The following is an 18,414-nucleotide window of genomic DNA, read 5'->3' as shown; positions in this document are numbered from 1 at the left end:
CCCCATGACTGGACCGAAAGTTGTGCAAAATATTACCGAGCTCATCGGCGATACCCCGGCGGTCAAGCTCCGCCGTTTGGCGGGAGAACAGGATGCCGACGTGTACGTGAAGCTCGAATACTTCAACCCTAGCGGAAGCGTCAAGGACCGGGCCGCTTATAATTTGATCGCGCAGGCGGAGCAGGACGGCCTGCTGAAGCCGGGCTCAACTATTATCGAGCCGACGAGCGGCAACACCGGCATCGGGCTGGCGATGAACGCGGCGGCCAAAGGATACCGCGCTATTATGGTGATGCCCGACAACATGACCAAGGAGCGGATCAATCTGCTGAAGGCGTATGGAGTCGGAGTGGTGCTGACGCCGGCAGCGGAGCGGATGCCAGGTGCCATTCGCAAGGCGCAGGAGCTGCACCGGGAAATTGAAGGCAGCTTCATTCCACAGCAGTTCGAGAACCGGGCCAACCCGGATATCCACCGCCGCACGACGGCGCTGGAAATTATAGAGCAGATGGAAGGGCGGCTGGATGCCTTCGTCGCTACTGCTGGCACCGGCGGGACCATTACCGGCACGGGCGAAGTGCTGAGGGAGAGACTCCCCGGCATCGGCATCTATGTCGCCGAGCCGAAAGGCTCGCCCGTGCTATCCGGCGGCCAGCCGGGAGCGCATAAGCTGGTGGGCACCAGCCCCGGTTTCATCCCGCCGATCCTGAACACGGACGTCTACGACGAAATTTTTCAGGTCAGCGACGAAGACGCCATCGGAACGACGCGCAGGCTTGCCGCCGAAGAAGGCATCCTGGTCGGCCCCTCCTCAGGCGCTTCCGTCTGGACCGCGCTGCAGATAGCCCGGCGTCTGGGACCCGGCAAACGGGTACTGTGCATTGCGCCGGATACCGGAGAACGGTATCTGAGCATGGGTATTTTTTAGTCGTGCGCAAATCATCGAATGGCATCAACCGGTTTGTATACCCGGCTGATGCCTTTTTTGTGTTCATCGGTTGAGACGGGCATATGCCCGAATGGGAGAGCAACATCTCAAAATCCCTCTCATGCTATAAATGACTCAAGCAGGCCACTGCCTGTTAAACCGATGAGGAGTTGACAATACATGAATAGATTGACTGGAAAAACAGCACTGATTACCGGAGCGAGCCGCGGCATCGGCCGGGCCATCGCGCTGCGCCTGGCCGCCGAAGGGGCGCTGGTGGTTCTCCATTATGGACAAAACCGCTCCGCCGCCGAGGCGGTCGCCCGCGAGATCGAGCAGCAGGGCGGAACGGCGCTGCTCCTCGGGGCGGACTTCAGATCCGTTCGCGGCATCCCGGAGATGTATGAAGCCCTGGATGGCCTTCTGCAGAATCGAACAGGCGGCCCCGGCCTGGACATTCTTGTGAACAATGCGGGCATCGGCCTTTCTCTCCCCATCGAAGCAACGACGGAGGAATCCTTCGATGAGGTGATGAACGTGAACGTCAAAGCACCGTTTTTCGTCATTCAGCAAGCACTGCCGCGGCTGCGGGACGGCGGGCGGATCATCAACATCTCCTCCGCGACGACCCGGATCTCCCTGCCGGTGATTCCCGCCTACAGCATGTCCAAAGGGGCCATCAATACGCTGACGCTGAACCTCTCGACTCAGCTTGGCTCCCGCGGCATTACGATCAACGCGATCATGCCGGGATTCGTGGAGACCGAGATGAATGCCGAGACGCTGCAGACGCCGGAAGGCCGCGAGTTTGGCGCGAACTTCTCGATCTTCAAGCGGTGGGGACAGCCGGAAGATGTCGCCGATATCGCCGCCTTTCTGGCTTCGGACGACAGCCGCTGGATCACGGGCCAGCTATTGGACGCCAGCGGCGGAACGCATCTGTAACGGGGCTTGCCGCGCCTCGCGCCCGGCTGCCATGCAGACTGCCATTACAAGCAGAAAATCCAGTGCCCTCGGCGGCACTGGATTTTCTTTCACCCGAGATTTATGGAATATACTGCTGCACCACTTTGACGACTTTGCCGTCCTTCACCGTCAAATGAAACGGAAAAGAGCGGATGTCCAGCAGCTTGTCGTTATGGTAAATCGCCAAAAATTTGTTCAAGCTGACCGGTTCGTTCCACTGAATGTTCATTCCTTCATAGGTTCCGTCATGATCATACAGCTGCATCAGCACTTCAGCATCCGGAGCGATTTCGTAAGTCTCCAGCGTCTCATCGTCGTTGACGATGTAATAACCGTCAGGAGCGCCGCCCAGCTCTTCGGCATCCGGCTCCCGTTCAAGGAACTTCTTGTCTGCCGCCGCGCCCTCGTACCATTCGATCGGATCCACCGTCACGTAGAGGTGGCCGTTCTTGTCCCCGATGGTCGACAGCATCGCCGTCACCGTGTCCTCGGTTTGCGGAACCGGCTTATATTCGTTGTCAGACCCGACTGCACTCGTTGACGTCACAACCAGCCCCAGCAGAAAAACGATCATCAGGGAAGCGAATACGGTCATCTTTTTTTTCATTTGAAAATATCTCCTTTATGGAATCATGATTTCTATCCATATCAACCATTACCCTGCGGGATTGTTTTCAAACGCTGCGAGAGGGCTCTGTGATGTAACTTTATTGTAAGCCACAGCCGGGACCCAAATCGTCACAAATTCGTTACAGCCGAGTCAAATTGTTGTAAATTCTTCAAGCGCTTTCGTGAATGAAGGAGCCGACAAGCCCGGTCAGCCCTTCTTCTCCAAAATGTCCTTGATCTCCGCCAGATCGTGGATCTCATAAGTCGGGACGATGGCGGTTTCGTTGGGCAGGCGGTTCGGGTTGTACCAGCACGTGTCGATGCCGATATTGTTGCCGCCCTGAATGTCCGAGGTGAGGGAATCGCCGACCATCAGCATTTTATCCTTGCGGTCCTCCTGAATCACCCGGAAGGCATGCTCGAAAATGCCCGCCTGCGGCTTCTGGAATCCCGTATCCTCGGAGACGATGACCGCCTCGAAAAAGTCCTTCAGGTCGGAGCGGCCGATCCGTCCGAACTGCACCTCTTTAATGCCGTTCGTGATGATGGCCATTTTGTAACCGTGCTCCTTAAGATAGAGACAGATATCCAGCGCACCCGCCAAAATAAACGCGCCTTCGGCGAGCGATCCCAGGTAACGTCTGCTCAATTCCTCGGCGTCGTCGTTCAGCCCCTGCTCGCGGCCGAATCGGCGAAAGCGCTCGACCCGCAGCTCCGCCGAGCTGATCAGACCCTGCTCAAATTCGCGCCAGAGCTCCTCATTGATCCTTTTATAGCAGCCCGTTATTTCCGTGTCATTCACGTCCAGGCTGCAGCTGGTAAGCAGCTGGTTCAGCGCGTGGCTCTCCGACATTTTAAAATCGAACAGCGTTTCATCCGCATCAAACAAAATCCATTCGTACGACAAGATGTACCCTTCTTTCAGTAAAGTGATATAAACGGCGTCAGCGTGCCTCAATCAAAGTCATGCAAAGGCATCATCCGGATGGTTTGTGCGTTTCTATTGTACCATGCCGCCAAAAACGCCTGCTTGCGTCCGTGTCCGTGGCCCAAACCAAAACGAATGGGTGATTCGCCCCGGGACTCATCTGCCATCTGGCTCTTGGAGAGCCTTCCCCCAGGCAGACGCGAAGTCGGCCACAGAGGCGTACCGCCCGGCCCGATCGGCATGTACCGCCTTCAGCGCAATGTCATACAGGGACCTGCCGTCATCCCATTGGTCATAGGAGCGGTCCAACTCCCCGCCAAAGATGAAAAAGGCTGTCGCCCCCATATTATACACATTAGTCACGCCGTCAATCGCAGCGCCGTATTCAAACTCCTCGGGGGACATAAAGCGGGACGATCCCCACAGCCTGCCCATCCGGTTCTCAAAAGGGTCTTTCTGATACAGGTCGATATCGCAGATTTTCGTCGTGTCAGTGGCAAAATCGTAAAGAACGCTTCCGTCATAGAAATCAACTGCTATGTACCCTTTTTCCTCGACGTGGACATGAAAATCAAGAATAGCCCTGTAGGACGCCAGCCGCTTCTCCAGCGGCAGCCTGCGGTAACGATAAAAAGGAGACCTCGGGTCTTCATATTTGGCCGGAGGCGGAAATGCCCAATGGGGATGCAGCGACTCCCCGTCAAACCATTCGAATACGGCGGCGTAGCCGGGTCCGGCTTCAAAATGGCTCAGCAGCCGCACCAAGCTGGGATGATCTAAATCTTCGTAAACTTGAACAGCCTGCTTCAGACGCGCGATGGCCTCCGCCGGTTCGCCCTCAAACTCCGTGGTAGCCGCTCCGGCGTACTTGATGAACCGTCTGACCCCGTCCTTTTCCACACCAAACGAAAGGTTGCCGGAGTCCTGCTTGTCAAACACCGCAAACGCCTTGCCCCAGGCGGACAGCCACTCCAGCGAATGCGGCTTTTTCAATTGAAATGTTACGTCGTCGATGTTGATTGTAACCGGTTGATCCATCCGTTCAACTCCTTTTTATGGTTGGTCTCGGCTTATTCTATCTTCAAATTCCCGATTTTGCTGCTGAATGTCTGAGGCAATTCGTTTATACAAAAACAGGAATAAGCCCAGGACGGCAATCACGATACCGCCAACCAGCGTAATATTGGTGATATTCCAAATATAATCCGGCGTTAAATCCTTTAGTGTATACACATCGTTAATATTTTGGGTCCGCGCTGCATAAATCAATACTTTTTCAAAACCGCCGAGTCCGACAAGCAGCAATCCTGCTCCGAGAAGCATTATTCCCATCAATCGCATGCCCGTTATTCCTCCCTCTGGGTAGGATTGCGCCCCTTTTCCGCTTCTTCCGCACTGCCGGGTTCCGCATCCAGCTCCCGTTCGAGCTCCGCTTCAATGTCCTCGTCGCTCATCTGGTAATCATCCTCTTCCGACACGCCCAGCTTCCTTTCCAAAGAGCTCACCCTTGCCCTCAAGTCTTCCACCATGCCGTACAAGTAGCTCAGCAGGCCGACCATAACCAGAAGGGCCAGAACGGTCCCCCAGGTGCCAAACACCCAGGTTGCGATCAGCCCCCCGGCAAGAAACACGACGATTCCCATGATAAAATAAACCATTGCCCACTTCCCTTCTGCCGCCGGTTCAGTATGCGTCACCTTGGGGCTGCTAACTGCCGCTGCGGCAAGCCTCTATCGGGCGCCAAATCCTTCCAATACCATATTCAAAAAGTAATCCCGGTTCTCCGGATGACAAGCGATCAGGTAAGGCTCTTCCGTCATGGCGTCAAATGGTTTGCCTTCAAAGTCCATGACCAGCATCCCCGCTTCCTTCGCGATCAGAACGCCGGAATAGAGGTCCTCCCCTTCGGAGTTATACAGAATGATGGCATCGATATTCCCTCTCGCCAGCATGCACCACTGCAAGGTCGGCGCCCACAGCCGCATCATTCGCTTCGTATGCAGGTCGATATGGTTTCTAAGCCGGGTGGCGCGGTCATCGCTGCCTACCACATGCCCCTGTATCCAGGCGACCGTTGCTTTATTGAACGCCGGTGCAGGCCCGTTCGTTACGGGCTGCCCATTGCAGGTTGTTCCACCGTTACGGGTGGACACGAACAGCCGGTCAATCATCGGTTCGTAAACCACCGCCACGACCGGCTGCCCTTGGTATATCAGCGTAATCGAGCAGGAGAACGCAGGCAGGCCGATCGCATAGTTGTTCGTTCCGTCCAAAGGGTCCACCAGCCACAGCCAGTCGCTGCGCTGACCATGATCTCCCGATTCCTCGGCCCGGATCCGGTGATCTGGAAATTTGCTGCGGATATGCTCAAGGATCCGCTCCTCGGCCAAATGGTCCACCACCGTGACGAGATCGCCGTTATCCCCTTTTTGGTCAACCTTTTCCAGCTTGTCAAAATACGCCTTCGCGATGGATCCCGCTTCCTTGGCTGCGGCTATTGCCAGCTGCTTCGCCTCTTCAATGATCCGTTGATCCATATGTACTATCCACTCCTTTTGCCTAGTGTTCCTATTGCTGCGCCCGCCTTCGCTCCTTCAAGAAAGAAAAAACCCTGCGCGTCAGGGTTTAATGTCAATCATTATACTTTCCGTTTGAAAATGGCGATGACGTCCCGCGACTGTCCCTGGGATACGCTCGTGTCAAAGCACGATACCAGCTCCCAGCCCTCGTAGCCGTAGCTGTTCAGCAAATCCTCAAATTCCTCCTCGTCCACCTTGCCGCCCAAAAAGCCTCCTGTTTTATACTTCACCGTCTTGTAAGACCATTGTTCCATCATTTTACGCTTCCTTTCATCGTATCGTTTGGCCGCTCACGACATGCCAATGCATATGTTTGGATTCCTGGTAGTCTCCTAAGTTAGTGACGACCTTGGCTGCTCCCGTCTGCCGCACCATGTCCGAGGCGACCTTCTTAATTACCCTTAAAACCTCGAGCAGCAGCTGTTCGGTATTCTCCTCTTCTCCGGATATCAGCGATCCTACATGGAGCTTCGGGATCACCACAACATGATGCTCATAATAAGGGCGCGTATGATGATAAGCGAGCACCCGATCCGTCTCATACACGCGGTTGACCTGCGTTTTGCCGTTTAGCACCTCGTCGCAATAAAAATCGTTCGACACGCCCCTCACCCTTTCCTTATCGCTGCTGCTTCAGCAGCTGCGAAACTTCCTCCATCCAGCGGCCTTCGGGATCCGCAATAACCGTATGCCAGCCCAATGCCCTGGCAGGGATCAAATTTTTCTCCTGATCGTCCACATAAATGCAGGGTCCTCCCCCATCGCCGAGCTGCTCGCATACGAGCTGATAAATGCGGGGATCCGGCTTGCAATACCCTGCTCTGCTGGATATGGTAAGGCTCTTCACCTGCTCCTTGACGGGTGCCAGCAGCCCGCTCAGCCATTCCTCCCGGTGGTTGCTCAGCAGGTGGATATCCGCGTCCCTGCTCCATGTGGCAATACGCCCCAAAGCGGGGAGGGGTTGCAAATACCTCATCGCCAGCGCGCTAAGCCGTTCCATGCTCAGATCTGGTCCATGCCCGGCGAGCCAGTCCCTAAACTGCTCAATGGTGATGCCGCCTGTCCAGAACGACTCGCGAATTTCCCGGCTGAAGCTGTCTTTTAACTGACGATAGGTCGTGCTTCCGGCCATGGCAGCAGCCTCTTCCCAAAATCCAGGCGAGAGGTTCGTTGCAATGACACCGGCGACATCCAAAATAAGCTGGGGTCTGTTCATCGGCTCCTCCCCTTCCAAGTTTCCAGTCATCATCAGCTGGGATGGGTGCTGCGCAAACATTCGTCTACCCATTCATAACAGCGCTGCAGATCCTCACGGCTGACCAGGTCGGAGCGGTGCTCGAACTGAATTTTGACCTGCGGGTTTTCCTCGCGGATAACGGTTAAATAATCTCCTATCGGGGCCCATCCGTCCTCCGGACGCTGTTCCGGCAGCACCGGGTAGCGCAGCTTGACGGACGATTTCGTGTACTGAAGATTCCACAGGTGGATAACCTCCGCATACTTCGCATATTTGCGGATGACCGGCAGGGCCTGAAAGGAAGGGTCTACGTTCTGCTGCAAAAACAGCCTTCCCGTATCCAGGCACAGCCGGATGTCCGGGTACTTCTTCAGCAGTGTTTCCAGCACATCATGCTCATAAATATAAGAATTCAGCGCATCGAATTCCAAAACCGGCGTGAAGCCGTAATCTCGGGAAGCGGCGCTAAGCCAGTCAAAAAGCTGATCGCTGCGCTCTGCAAACATTTCAAGCGAATAATCGCTATCATAGACATACTCCGTTCTGTCGGAAAAATGCCATTTGTCCCAGTTCACCCGGTCATCCAGGATGACGGGCTTAGGATAATGGAACAACACGTAATCCGGCCGTACGTTCCTTAAATAGTCGAGCTCGTTCCGGATCAGCCGGAGCGCTTCATCACGGACATGTTTGTCCGCATCCAGAAACAGGGCGTCCCGAAACAGCGACTTCCCCGCACGAAGGGGAAAATGTACGCCGATCCGGAAGTCCCGCACTCTGGAGGCGCTCAAGAGTTTCTGCGTGTCCGCTTCATTTTCAAACAGACAGGCCTCGATTCCGTAAAAGCTGTCTCTGTAATCGCGCTCCATCTTTTGCTCGTCAAACGAGCCGTATTGCCCGATCAAAAATCGCTTCATCGTCATTCCTCCGGCAGCGGGGTGTGAACTATTCATATGAAAATTTAACCATTACTTCCACGTTCCGTCCAGTATTCATTGAACCCGGCCTGCAAGAAAGCCTATGAATCTATCAATAACGAATTGAAATGGATGATGGGAGCAAGTGCGCAACATGTGCCCACGATCGGATAATCAGGGACGAATCCCCTCCTCCGTCATCCGCTGCTTAATCTCGTTCAGCATATCCCGAGCAAAAGCCTGAAACATCCGAGGTTCCAAGCTCACTTCATCCGTCTGTCCTCCATAATGAAGAAGACACTGGCGCAGGAGCAGCTCATACGCAGGCGGAAGGGCCGCGAGCCCCCATTCGCCGCCTTCCTTTTTGGAGGAAACTTCGCCTTCCCGCAAAAATCGCAAAATTCTGCACAGATTAAGCGTGTAATATACCGGCGCCTCGGCGATCTGCTCCACGGCATGCTCCACATCGGACCAGATCGACCGGATGTACATCTCTTTCTCCGGCCTGAACACGGACTGTGCGGGCTCCCCATACAGCGTTATCCCACGGTGGTAAATGACCATCATATGGGCCGCAAGATCAGGGTCTTCATAACCGCCGCATACATATTGCGCATCAGATTCATACCGCTCCCGGTGCGCCTCCGAATAATGGAATTCAAACGGTGTTGGGTGCAGCGGCTCCCCGGCGTACTGCCTGAGGATGACGCTGACTTCCATCCCGCGGTGCCCCGGCATCAGCCTGTAAAGCTCAAGAAGGCCTCGGGCGAGCCGAGTCCAAACCTCGGGGTCGAGCTTCTCTTCAATGACCGCCAGGAGATCGATATCGCTCCGGTCTTCACGGTAACACCCCATCGCCAGCGAGCCGTGCAGATATAACCCGGTCAACGGTGCTCCGAGCTCGGTAATAAAAAGCTGTGTCAAACGGTCCAGCACCTGCTGCGTATTCATAACTTTCCTCCAATATAGAAAAATGGCTGTCCCCTTGCCGGGAACAGCTGTCATTTCGGCACTATGACCCCTTTTTTCCTGATCCGAAAGCAATCGCATACCGATCCGGATCGACCAGCACGAAGTCTTTCCAGTCCCCCCATCCCTGATGTTCCAGCACAGGCTCCTGAATGAATTGCGCTCCCCTGGCTTTGAAATGCTCATACAATTGATCCAGTTCTTCATGCGTTTCGACATATGCGTAAGTGTCCCATGGAACCATCTTGTTGTCCCCGGAGGGGTTGGGACGGACATCTTCTGCCTTTGCCGCCTGAATCAATTTGAAGCCGAGGGCAAAATCATCCCTTACCGCCCAAACATCCGACACGTCACAGCCGAGCACATCCGCATAATAGCGCTTGGACCTCTCTAAATCCGAAACCAATCGAACCTGAACCGAAAAGTGAACTTTACTCAAATGAACATCATCCTCCGAATGGTCGATTCTCCTTCGTGCGCTCAACCTCTTCCTGGATTGGCTGCAAGGCCAATGGATGAGCTCGAAGGGTTGCCCTATGAAACTGGCAGATACAGCGCTTTCAGTCTATCACAAATTTTAACAATGATACATATGATTTCCTACTCTTTCCACATCCTCGTCACCTGGCGCAGGGTCTCTCCCTCCCACTCCGTCTTGTAAATATCCGGCATGGAAGTGGATTCCCAGAAGGCGTAATCGAACCGCGGGTCAAATTCGCCCAGCATCAACGTCATAATATCGCCGTGAGTCCCAATGACAATCCGCTTTCCGGCATGCTCATCCAGAAGTCTCCGGATCACCTGGGCTGCTCTATGCCGCGCCTCCAGGCTCGACTCTCCCCCCGGAAAAGCAAAAGCGGCATCGCCGTATACCTTTTGCTTCGCTTCTTGAAACGATAAGTGCCCGATCTGCCCGATTTCCCGTTCCCTCAAATCCTCTTCTATGATGATTTCCTTGCCCGCGGAGTCGGCCGCATCCCGAATCGTTCGCACGGCTCGCTCATAGGGACTGGAAATGTACAGGTCAATGCCTTCACCTAGCAGTCTATCCTTGACCGCAAGCGCGTCTGCCAGCCCCTGACGGGACAGTCCCCGTGTTCGTTCCCTGCCTTCCTCATAAGGCGATTCGGCATGCCGGACAAAATAAAGAATCGTGCTCCGCTTCAGGTGGTGTACTGAATTTGCAGTCATGAACCAGCAACCTTTCCATTTTATTGGGTTAAAAAAGAAAAGCACCCGCTTCAACTTCATCATACCAGCGATTCTGCTGCTGACATATCTGAAAGTTTCACGGGTGCTTATATGAAGATAATAACAGTTTAAGCTCTTCTCGCCAGCTCGTAAGGCAGACACAGCGGGACTCCGGTCCGGGGGTCGACGAGGATGTCGGCTTCAATAGCGAAGACCTCCCGCAGCACTTCCCGGGTCATGACTTCGCCGGGTGTTCCTTCTGCCACGACCGTGCCTGATTTGATCGCCACCATATGCTGTGCATACCGTGTGGCATGGTTCAGGTCGTGAACGACCATGACGATCGTGCGGCCCTCTTCCTCATTCAGCTTCTGCAGCAGCTGCAGCACTTCCAGCTGATGCGCCATATCCAGGAAGGTCGTAGGCTCGTCGAGGAACAGAATATCCGTCTGCTGAGCCAGCGCCATGGCGATCCATGCACGCTGACGCTGGCCGCCGGACAGCTGGTCGATCGCCCGGTCCCTAAAGTCCCCAAGCCCCGTAACGTTAATGGCCCACTCGATAACCTCACGGTCCTGCGCGCTGATGCTGCCAAATCCCCGCTGATGCGGCGAACGGCCGAAGCCGATCAGCTCGGTTACGGTCAGCCCATCCGGGGCCGTGGGGGTTTGCGGCAGGATCGCGAGCTGCTTCGCCACATCCTTGGTCGGCTGGCTGTGGATCGATTTGCCGTCGAGCAGCACCGCTCCGGAGGATGGCTTCATCAAGCGGGCCATCGTTTTGAGAATCGTCGATTTGCCGGAGCCGTTGGAGCCGACCAAAGCCGTAATTTTACCCGCCGGAATGCTCAGGTTCAAATTGTTGACAATGAGCGTATCGGCGTATCCGATGTTCAGCTGCTCGGTGCCGAGCCTCGACTGGAGCTGCGGTTTATCCTCCGTGGCGATCTCTTGCTCCGGCCAAGCCAATGTGTTTTGTACCATACCGTATCATCCTTTTTTAGGGATTGTATTTCGTGGCGGGCTCGCCGCTCCGCATGCAGGGTGCCTTATGCTATGTTCAACGTTGTCGAAATGCCGTATCGTCTAACGCATGATTGCCTTTGTTGACACATTATGCGTGGAAAAGTGCAATTTATGTGTATGTATACACACTTATTATGATAATGATTCTCAATTTCATTGTAAAGAGTTTTTTCCCTTTTCTCCGTCTTATCTCACGAAAAAAGGACAATGGAACACATGGTCCCATTGTCCAAATATTGCATATGGCTTAATTACTCAAAATGTCCTTCAGTTCCATTAAGTCGGTGATCGAATAATCCGTCTCACAGCTCGTGTTTTCGGCAGCCGCCTTCATCCATACCGCCTTCATCCCGACCTTCCGGCTGGCCTCGACATCGTTAACGGGATGATCCCCGACAAACACAGCCTCCTCCGGCTGGAGCTCCAGCCTGTCCAAAGCCCTACGGAAAATAACCGGGTCCGGCTTGCGGAGCCCTTCCAGCTCGGAAATGAGAATGGCGTCAAAATCATCAGCAATGCCGAGCCCTTGAATGCTGCCCCATTGAAACTCGCCGAAGCCGTTGGATATGATCCCTAGTTTCATTCTTTGGCGCTTGAGAGCAGTCAGCATTTTCCGAAGATGCGGATAACCTATGCAGTGAAGGCGAAAACCGGCGATATAGTCCTCCAAAAGGCGCTCCCAGGATAACTCCAAGTCCATTTCCCGCACAAGCTGTTCATAAACTTTGTCCTTCCAGACGTACCCCCGCGCGTCCAGCTCTACAAAACGGCGGATATATTGATCCCGGTCCACGCGTTGAAGCTCCGGAAACCGTTCATATTGATCCTCCGTAAAGCGCAGCAGCGAGGTATCCCGGTCCAGCAGTGTGCCGTCCAGGTCAAACAGCACGCCCTTGATCATGCCCCGCTCCTTTCCGCCAGCTGTTCCTGCTTTACAGCCGTGACCCGGGTCGTCTTCTTGTCAAAAGAGACGTTGACCTCCTCCACAAGCTCGACCTGCCCGTCTGCAAACGTTAGGGTGAGCGTGACCCTATAGGGTGTCTCGATGTACACCACGGTTAGCTCGAGCTGCAGATCCTCGGTCAATCGGGCCGAAATGACGGCTTCCTGCCGATGTATGGCCAGATCCTTCCGGAAGATGTCTTTGGTGCTTACCCTCTTCGTCAAATCAAAGGGAAGTTCGCGCCGGCTGCCATCGGCATAACGGAGCCGAAGCTCGGACCGCTCATCCAGGCTGCACACCGTAATCTCAGCAACGCAGCCTGTCTCTGGAGCCTGAACACGGTATTGCCCTGCCCAATCATCCGGTATGGCGGACGAAGCAGAAGGTACCAGGTGCTCAGCGTCTTCCTGCATTCGCGCGATCCGCCGCAGAAGCAGCGGGTACGCTTCGGAGCTGACTTGTTGCGATCGGTCTACCCGGTCCACGATATGCTCATAGATGAGGTCCAGCAGCTGCGGCAGCTGCTTTTTCATACGGCTCATGCCGGAAGCGGCCGCAATGACAATGCCGTGCTTCGGAGCAACAAAGCAGAGCTGCCCGAACCCGCCGTTTCCCATATAACACCCCTGCCGGCACAGGAAAAATTGGTAGCCATACCCTTCCGAAAAATCGGCTCTCGTCTCATTGCGGCGGTTATCGCTCTGCTCCGCGGTGGCTAACCGGATGTACTCCGCAGATATGATTCGCCGGCCGCCATACACGCCCTCGTTCAGCAGCATCTGACCGAACTTCGCCACGCCGTCGATGGGAATGCTCAGCCCCATGCCGCCTGCGGTCACTCCCATCGGGCAGGTTTCCCAATCCACCAAGCCAATTCCAAGCGGCTCGAACAATCTCGGTTTTACATATTCGACGAGGCTCATGCCGGTCGCCCTTTCCAGAATGGCGGCAACCATATAAGTCGCATGGGTGTTGTAGACGTAATGGCTTCCCGGCGGATGCTCCGGCACCAAGGATAAGAACGTTTGGGCCCAGTCGGGCCCGGATTCCATCACCCGGCCGTAAATGTTGTCATGATGTCCTGTATTCATCGAGAGCAGATGGTGAATGGTCATCTGTGATAAGTAGGGGGGAACGTTACCAGCCAGCTTATCGGGAAAATACGAAACGACCGGATCCGTCAGCCGAATATATCCTTCGTCCCTGGCAATTCCCGCCGCAATGGAAGTGAAGCTCTTGCTGAGCGAAAATAATAACGTGGGTGCCTCTTCCCGATACGGCTGACGGTTGAAACGGGCCGTAACTTTTCCATTCTGAAGCAGCATCAAACGGTTGACCTGAAGCTCCAGTTCCTCGATCCGTTCCAAGAACCGAAGTACATCGCCGGACGATAGGCCGTGGCTTTCCGGCTGTGCGGTTTCCAGTTCCACTCCCAATCGAACACCTCCAACATTCCCTTTTATTGAAGTTCCTTAATAAAAAAGAGATTCAGATCATCGTCCACCCGGACCATCTCGCCCGGCACGACCGGCTGGTTCTTATACACGATGCCGTTGCCATCGGGAATGTAACCTCTGCGGCAGTAAATGCGCTGTGCCTTGCCGTAGTCCTTGAATAAGCCCACACCGATGCCGATCCGTTTGCCCTTACGGCTTACGATCGATTCAAACTCCTCCAGGATCCGGTTGCCGATTCCTTGGCGCTGGAAGACGGGGAATACGTTTAGATCGTTCACTTCCGGAATGCCCTGCTCTTGGAAAGGGGGGTAGTCCGATTCGTATTTCAGGTGACATACCCCGGCGACCTGGTCATCTGCATAGGCGATGATCGTTTCACGGACACCCGCTGCGTTTTCAGCGAGACATTTGTCGTAGTACTCATCGGGGCGGAAGATGTCCTGTTCGGTAAAAGCCTGCTTCCACTGCTGCTTTAATTCCTCTGAAGTGAGCAAAGTCAGCGTGATTTTCATTTACAGCACCTCCATATCGATTATATTTTTGTTCCCACGTTCGGCGGCTCTCTTTTAAAAGTTAATGTTCACTTACTTTAGCATTGATGATTAAAGAGATTCGCGATTATAATATGTATAAATATACCACGGCTTGATAGTAGAGAGGGGAACTGCCATGCGATCCGCTGAAGTCCATAATTACGACTTTGCCTTTAGGCAGGCCGCGATCGGCATGGCCCTTATCGCGCCTGACGGAGCCTTCCTAAAGGTCAACCCCGCTTTATGCACCCTCCTCGGTTATACACCTAACCATTTCACTTTGCCGGATCTTCTTCCTGCGATTCAGGAACTGTCCCGCGACATCGTTAAGTGCGGGGAGTGGCTGCAATCCATGAAACGGGATCAGCACCGGATCGACCAGCATTACTATCATCCTTCAGGACAACGGTTATCCCTTGATATCCGCATCTCCTTGATTCGAAATGAGGCCGGGAAACCTGAGATTTACTTCACCCAATTCGAAAACAGGACCCAGATGATGCAAATGGAAACCCGGCTGCATTATACCGAAACCCATCTGCACGAGCGGGAGGATTCCTTCATGCAGCTGCTGGATGGCCTCCCCCTGTCCGTGCTGATTACGAACCACGGCCAGATTCAGTATGCCAATCCTGCTGGACTCAGGCTCATTCATGCAGACAGCCTTGAAGCCGTAATCGGCATGTCAACGGACGATTTGGTCGACACCGCCGACCACGAAATTCTGGCCGAGCGCAAGCAGCGGCACTACAACAACAGGCCCATCGGCTCAGTACGCTACCGCATCCGCTGTCTCAATGGACAGCTGAGGCATGTGGAAGGATTCTCACTGAAGATTACCTATCAAAAAAAGCGGTGCGTCATCGGGATCTTTAAAGATATCTCCGACCAGAAGCTTGAGGAAGACCGGCTCATGCAGTCCGAGAAGCTATCGACGGCAGGGCAGCTTGCCGCAGGCATCGCTCACGAAATCCGTAATCCGCTGACCGCCATTTTCGGCTTTTTGAAGCTCCTCCGCACCTCAAGCCAAAACAACGACCAGTACTTTGCGATCATGGAATCCGAGCTGAAGCGGATCGAATTTATCGTCAATGAGCTGCTGGTGCTGTCCAAACCCCAAGTTTCGCATGCGAGCAAGCCAATGGACATTCTGCCGCTGCTGGACCAGGTGGTTACACTGATGAACGGCCAGGCCGCATTAAAAAATATCGAGATCGTTTCCGCCTTCTCCGAACCTTCCATCTGGATTGCCGGCGAGGCCAACCAGCTGAAACAGGTCTTCATCAACCTGCTCAAAAATGCGATGGAAGCCATGCCGGAAGGCGGCATCATCCGGATCCACGCTCTCTCCCGGAACAACGAGGCCTTCATCAGCGTTCAGGACGAAGGCTGCGGCATGACAGCGGAGCAGATCCAGGCGCTGGGCAAGCCCTTTTTCACGACCAAGGAATCAGGCACCGGTCTTGGGTTTATGATCACACACAACATCATCCATAATCACGGCGGGAACATATCGGTCCAGAGCGCTCTCCAGGAGGGCACTACGTTTACCGTGACGCTCCCCGTTATTTCCGAGCCGGAGGCAGCCTCATCATAACAAGCCTGATCCGGTGATCAGCCGATAATTGTAAGTTTCACATCCTGGGACCAAAAAAAGGACGGTACTCCCGCGTTATGCTCCTATGTATTGGTGGAATACAGCAGAATGCCGTCCCTCCGGCTCCAGCCCGATTTGGCCCAAAAATAATTGCCGATCTCATTCTCCTCGATCACCATGATATGGCACTTGGCGATGCCCTCTTCCCGGAGCTTATCCAGCCCGGCTTTCGCCAGTTTTTGCCCGATGGCGCGGCCCCTGCAGGCCGGATCGACCGCAACGTGGTAGATATACCCCCTTCGGCCGTCATGGCCGCACAGAATGGTGCCGATCACCCGATCACCCTCGGTGGCGACAAAGCTCATGCCCGGGTTCCGAAGCAGGTACCGGTGTATCGATTCTTTCGAATCGGCGTCGCTCAGCGCCATCCCTTCCGTATTGCCCCACAGCTCCATGCATTGTTCGTAATCCTCAATCAACAGCTCTCGCAGTGTTTCCATGATGTTAGTTTCCTCCAGTCTGTCTATGTCCCGGCCTCGCCCGCTCTACCGACTCCGGACCGAGAATCTGCCTAAAGTGGTGCCGCATATGCTCCAGGTAATCGTTCACCAGCCAATCCAGCGTCGCTTCACCGCCGCCGGGAAGAATGCAGGTTTTGCCGTAATCCTCCGCGGTCAAACTCTCGATAACATGGACAATTTGCCTGTTCAGCATAACCCACAGCGTAATGATATCCGTCTGGTTGTATTGCTCCTGATACCCGTGCAGGTCCACCCACGTGTCCTGATCGTATCCCTCAAGGGATACCGGATGCGCCGACAGTTTTATTTGGACAAAACGAAGATGGTTGTTCGCCGCCGAATCGCATAAGTGGCCTACGATCTCCTGCTTCGACCACTTGGCGGGTCCTGGCTTGTGTCTGAACACCTCTTCGGGCACAGCTTTCAGTTCGCTCTCAAAATAACCGACTAAACGGTTCAAGGTTTGACTATAACTATGATTCATCCCGCTTCTCCTCTCCATTGGCTGCACTGTATTCGATCAGCCAGCAATCGCGGTACTCTCCTTCATGCCATTCGCGTTTTTCCAGCAGTTTGATCTTGCGGAAGCCGCATTTTTCGTATACACGCAGGGCCCTGGCGTTCCAGGTTTGCGGGTCCATGACAATTTTATCGGCTTGAAGCGTGTTGGTTAGATAAGAAACCATGCCTTGAATCAGCCTTGTGCCGATTCCCCGGTTCCAGCAGTCGGGCTCCCCTATAAACTGATCCATGCCGAAAATTCGTCCGTCCCCTTCGCCATAGCCATATACCTCGCGTTCCTCCGGATCGACCGGATAATATTGAATATATCCGATATCGCGGTCGTCCAGTTGAATGATGCAGGCTTCGATTTGATCATCTCGGTAAAAGTGCTCCTGCACCATGGCCATATCATGCGGACGGTCCCGGCCTTCATAATATTCGAGGACGCGTGGATCGCTGAGCCAACGGACCAAATGGTCCGCATCGCCCGCCTCCAATTTCCTTACGCTGACCCCCTGCTTGCTCCAAAGAATCAAAATTACGCCTCCTCCCTCATAACTCAAGCACGAAGCGTTTGAGCCTTTTTATATAAAAAGCTTAACGTTTTTGACCACGTAGTGGTACCCTGACATGACGGTCATCATCACAGCGATCACCATCAAGAAGGAATCGACGCGAAGGCTAGTCAACCATTGAAAAGGATAGTTATTCAGCAGCACGGCCGTAATGGCGACGACCTGGGACACCATTTTCCACTTGCCGTACCGGTCTGCCGCCAGAGCGATCCCCTGGGCCGACGCCGCCATTCGCAGAGCGGTAATAATGAATTCACGACCAATCATCACGAAGGCCATCCAGGCCGGAATCATCCCGGCTTCGACCATCATGATCAACGCCACCGAAACAAGCAGCTTATCCGCAAGCGGGTCCAATAGCTTACCCAGATTGGTAACCAGGTGGTATTTGCGGGCAATATACCCGTCCAGCTTGTCCGTAGCGGAAGCAAGAATGAATACGCCCACCGCCATATAGGTTCCGTACTGATTCAGAAATTGAATGAACGCGTTGGAATCCGCCAGCCGTACGGGGTACTCTGCGAAAAAAACGATAAACACGGGGATCAGCATGATTCTGGCCAGCGTCAGCTTGTTCGCCGGGTTCATGCATCCTTCCTCTCAAAAAACGTGATCCTGTTACCGAAAGGATCGATCACGCTCACCTCCATATCCTCAAGCCCAGGACGCGCATGCTTGTACTTCTTCGCTATCAGTTTGGCATGAAGGCTCTGGATGTCTTCGACTTCCACACGGATCGCCGAGCCGGGGGTACAGTCGCCGTGATGCCCGCTCAAATGGATCTCGCAGTCCCCGCTGGACACCTGCATGTATAAGGGAAGATCGTCTTCATAGCGATGCTCCCAGTCAATCCGGAATTCCAGGAAATCCACGTAAAACTCCTTGGCCTTATCCTCATCGAAAATCCGAAAGATCGGTGTTATCTTCTTCATCAC

General features: G+C 54.2%; 25 protein-coding genes. 3 read left to right on the top strand and 22 right to left on the bottom strand.

All coding sequences use genetic code 11. The features are described from left to right. Positions 1-4: 4 nt before the first annotated feature. Both cysK and IAE55_RS29255 read left to right on the top strand, forming a co-directional pair. Positions 5-928, top strand: coding sequence for a cysteine synthase A (gene cysK / locus IAE55_RS29260; protein WP_200634602.1), 924 nt, complete (start codon positions 5-7; stop codon positions 926-928). A 180-nt stretch (positions 929-1,108) separates the two neighbouring features. Further along, positions 1,109-1,873: an SDR family oxidoreductase gene (locus tag IAE55_RS29255; RefSeq protein ID WP_200634601.1), complete on the top strand. Its 765-nt coding sequence runs from the start codon at positions 1,109-1,111 to the stop codon at positions 1,871-1,873. A 100-nt stretch (positions 1,874-1,973) separates the two neighbouring features. On the opposite strand, the gene IAE55_RS29250 is transcribed toward IAE55_RS29255, so the two are convergent. The 17 genes from IAE55_RS29250 to IAE55_RS29170 all read right to left on the bottom strand — a co-directional run bounded on the left by IAE55_RS29250 (position 1,974) and on the right by IAE55_RS29170 (position 14,261). Continuing rightward, the gene (locus tag IAE55_RS29250) at positions 1,974-2,501 is read right to left on the bottom strand and encodes a hypothetical protein (protein ID WP_116232116.1); all 528 of its coding nucleotides are present in this window, start codon (positions 2,499-2,501) and stop codon (positions 1,974-1,976) included. Positions 2,502-2,711: 210 nt separating this feature from the next. Next, positions 2,712-3,410, bottom strand: coding sequence for a YjjG family noncanonical pyrimidine nucleotidase (locus IAE55_RS29245; protein ID WP_200634600.1), 699 nt, complete (start codon positions 3,408-3,410; stop codon positions 2,712-2,714). Between the two features lie 177 nt (positions 3,411-3,587). Further along, complete coding sequence (locus tag IAE55_RS29240) at positions 3,588-4,469, bottom strand: serine/threonine protein kinase (protein ID WP_200634599.1); 882 nt, start codon at positions 4,467-4,469, stop codon at positions 3,588-3,590. Between the two features lie 15 nt (positions 4,470-4,484). Continuing rightward, complete coding sequence (locus tag IAE55_RS29235; protein ID WP_152400723.1) at positions 4,485-4,772, bottom strand: hypothetical protein; 288 nt, start codon at positions 4,770-4,772, stop codon at positions 4,485-4,487. A 5-nt stretch (positions 4,773-4,777) separates the two neighbouring features. Beyond that, the gene (locus tag IAE55_RS29230) at positions 4,778-5,128 is read right to left on the bottom strand and encodes a hypothetical protein (RefSeq protein WP_200634598.1); all 351 of its coding nucleotides are present in this window, start codon (positions 5,126-5,128) and stop codon (positions 4,778-4,780) included. Between the two features lie 33 nt (positions 5,129-5,161). Continuing rightward, positions 5,162-5,968, bottom strand: coding sequence for an inositol monophosphatase family protein (locus tag IAE55_RS29225; RefSeq protein ID WP_145946862.1), 807 nt, complete (start codon positions 5,966-5,968; stop codon positions 5,162-5,164). Positions 5,969-6,069: 101 nt separating this feature from the next. Continuing rightward, a complete protein-coding gene (locus IAE55_RS29220; RefSeq protein WP_076173494.1) occupies positions 6,070-6,264 on the bottom strand; it encodes a DUF4177 domain-containing protein in 195 nt (64 codons plus the stop codon). A 16-nt stretch (positions 6,265-6,280) separates the two neighbouring features. Further along, positions 6,281-6,613 carry an HIT family protein gene (locus IAE55_RS29215; RefSeq protein WP_145160386.1) on the bottom strand — a complete coding sequence of 111 codons (333 nt, stop codon included), beginning with the start codon at positions 6,611-6,613 and terminating at the stop codon, positions 6,281-6,283. A gap of 16 nt (positions 6,614-6,629) precedes the next feature. Continuing rightward, positions 6,630-7,226 (bottom strand): HAD family hydrolase, encoded by a 597-nt coding sequence (locus tag IAE55_RS29210; RefSeq protein ID WP_186381977.1) that lies wholly within the window; start codon positions 7,224-7,226, stop codon positions 6,630-6,632. Between the two features lie 32 nt (positions 7,227-7,258). Next, positions 7,259-8,164 carry a TIM barrel protein gene (locus IAE55_RS29205; RefSeq protein WP_145160390.1) on the bottom strand — a complete coding sequence of 302 codons (906 nt, stop codon included), beginning with the start codon at positions 8,162-8,164 and terminating at the stop codon, positions 7,259-7,261. A 174-nt stretch (positions 8,165-8,338) separates the two neighbouring features. Next, positions 8,339-9,115: an aminoglycoside adenylyltransferase domain-containing protein gene (locus IAE55_RS29200; RefSeq protein WP_200634597.1), complete on the bottom strand. Its 777-nt coding sequence runs from the start codon at positions 9,113-9,115 to the stop codon at positions 8,339-8,341. A gap of 61 nt (positions 9,116-9,176) precedes the next feature. Further along, complete coding sequence (locus IAE55_RS29195; protein WP_145160394.1) at positions 9,177-9,572, bottom strand: VOC family protein; 396 nt, start codon at positions 9,570-9,572, stop codon at positions 9,177-9,179. Between the two features lie 161 nt (positions 9,573-9,733). Continuing rightward, the gene (locus IAE55_RS29190; RefSeq protein WP_145160396.1) at positions 9,734-10,324 is read right to left on the bottom strand and encodes a histidine phosphatase family protein; all 591 of its coding nucleotides are present in this window, start codon (positions 10,322-10,324) and stop codon (positions 9,734-9,736) included. 128 nt (positions 10,325-10,452) lie between these two features. After that, complete coding sequence (locus IAE55_RS29185; RefSeq protein ID WP_105445884.1) at positions 10,453-11,307, bottom strand: ABC transporter ATP-binding protein; 855 nt, start codon at positions 11,305-11,307, stop codon at positions 10,453-10,455. Positions 11,308-11,596: 289 nt separating this feature from the next. After that, the gene (locus IAE55_RS29180; RefSeq protein WP_200634596.1) at positions 11,597-12,250 is read right to left on the bottom strand and encodes an HAD family hydrolase; all 654 of its coding nucleotides are present in this window, start codon (positions 12,248-12,250) and stop codon (positions 11,597-11,599) included. After that, on the bottom strand, positions 12,247-13,722 hold the full coding sequence (locus IAE55_RS29175; protein ID WP_325168702.1) for a serine hydrolase domain-containing protein: 1,476 nt from the start codon (positions 13,720-13,722) through the stop codon (positions 12,247-12,249). Before IAE55_RS29175 ends, IAE55_RS29180 begins: the two co-directional genes overlap by 4 nt. Before the next feature lie 29 nt (positions 13,723-13,751). Further along, positions 13,752-14,261 (bottom strand): GNAT family N-acetyltransferase, encoded by a 510-nt coding sequence (locus IAE55_RS29170; RefSeq protein ID WP_105445886.1) that lies wholly within the window; start codon positions 14,259-14,261, stop codon positions 13,752-13,754. 157 nt (positions 14,262-14,418) lie between these two features. Here IAE55_RS29170 and IAE55_RS29165 point away from each other — a divergent pair, with 157 nt between their 5' ends. After that, a complete protein-coding gene (locus tag IAE55_RS29165; RefSeq protein WP_200634594.1) occupies positions 14,419-15,879 on the top strand; it encodes a PAS domain-containing sensor histidine kinase in 1,461 nt (486 codons plus the stop codon). Between the two features lie 83 nt (positions 15,880-15,962). Here IAE55_RS29165 and IAE55_RS29160 read toward each other — a convergent pair whose 3' ends face one another. Genes IAE55_RS29160 through IAE55_RS29140 form a run of 5 tightly spaced genes read right to left on the bottom strand, consistent with a single transcriptional unit; the run spans position 15,963 to position 18,411 of the window. Further along, positions 15,963-16,379, bottom strand: coding sequence for a GNAT family N-acetyltransferase (locus IAE55_RS29160; RefSeq protein WP_200634593.1), 417 nt, complete (start codon positions 16,377-16,379; stop codon positions 15,963-15,965). A 4-nt stretch (positions 16,380-16,383) separates the two neighbouring features. Next, positions 16,384-16,884, bottom strand: coding sequence for a DinB family protein (locus IAE55_RS29155; protein ID WP_200634592.1), 501 nt, complete (start codon positions 16,882-16,884; stop codon positions 16,384-16,386). Further along, positions 16,874-17,440 (bottom strand): GNAT family N-acetyltransferase, encoded by a 567-nt coding sequence (locus IAE55_RS29150; protein WP_200634591.1) that lies wholly within the window; start codon positions 17,438-17,440, stop codon positions 16,874-16,876. The genes IAE55_RS29155 and IAE55_RS29150 overlap by 11 nt, the downstream gene beginning before the upstream one ends. Positions 17,441-17,488: 48 nt before the next feature. Continuing rightward, the gene (gene pgsA / locus IAE55_RS29145) at positions 17,489-18,067 is read right to left on the bottom strand and encodes a CDP-diacylglycerol--glycerol-3-phosphate 3-phosphatidyltransferase (RefSeq protein ID WP_145025597.1); all 579 of its coding nucleotides are present in this window, start codon (positions 18,065-18,067) and stop codon (positions 17,489-17,491) included. Further along, complete coding sequence (locus IAE55_RS29140) at positions 18,064-18,411, bottom strand: glyoxalase superfamily protein (protein WP_181909099.1); 348 nt, start codon at positions 18,409-18,411, stop codon at positions 18,064-18,066. The genes pgsA and IAE55_RS29140 overlap by 4 nt, the downstream gene beginning before the upstream one ends. Positions 18,412-18,414 lie beyond the last annotated feature (3 nt).

The organism is Paenibacillus sp. S28, from assembly GCF_016624415.1.
Lineage (GTDB): Bacteria > Bacillota > Bacilli > Paenibacillales > Paenibacillaceae > Paenibacillus_AQ > Paenibacillus_AQ favisporus.
Note: the sequence above shows the minus strand (reverse complement) of the source record. Positions and strands in the feature narration are given on the sequence as shown.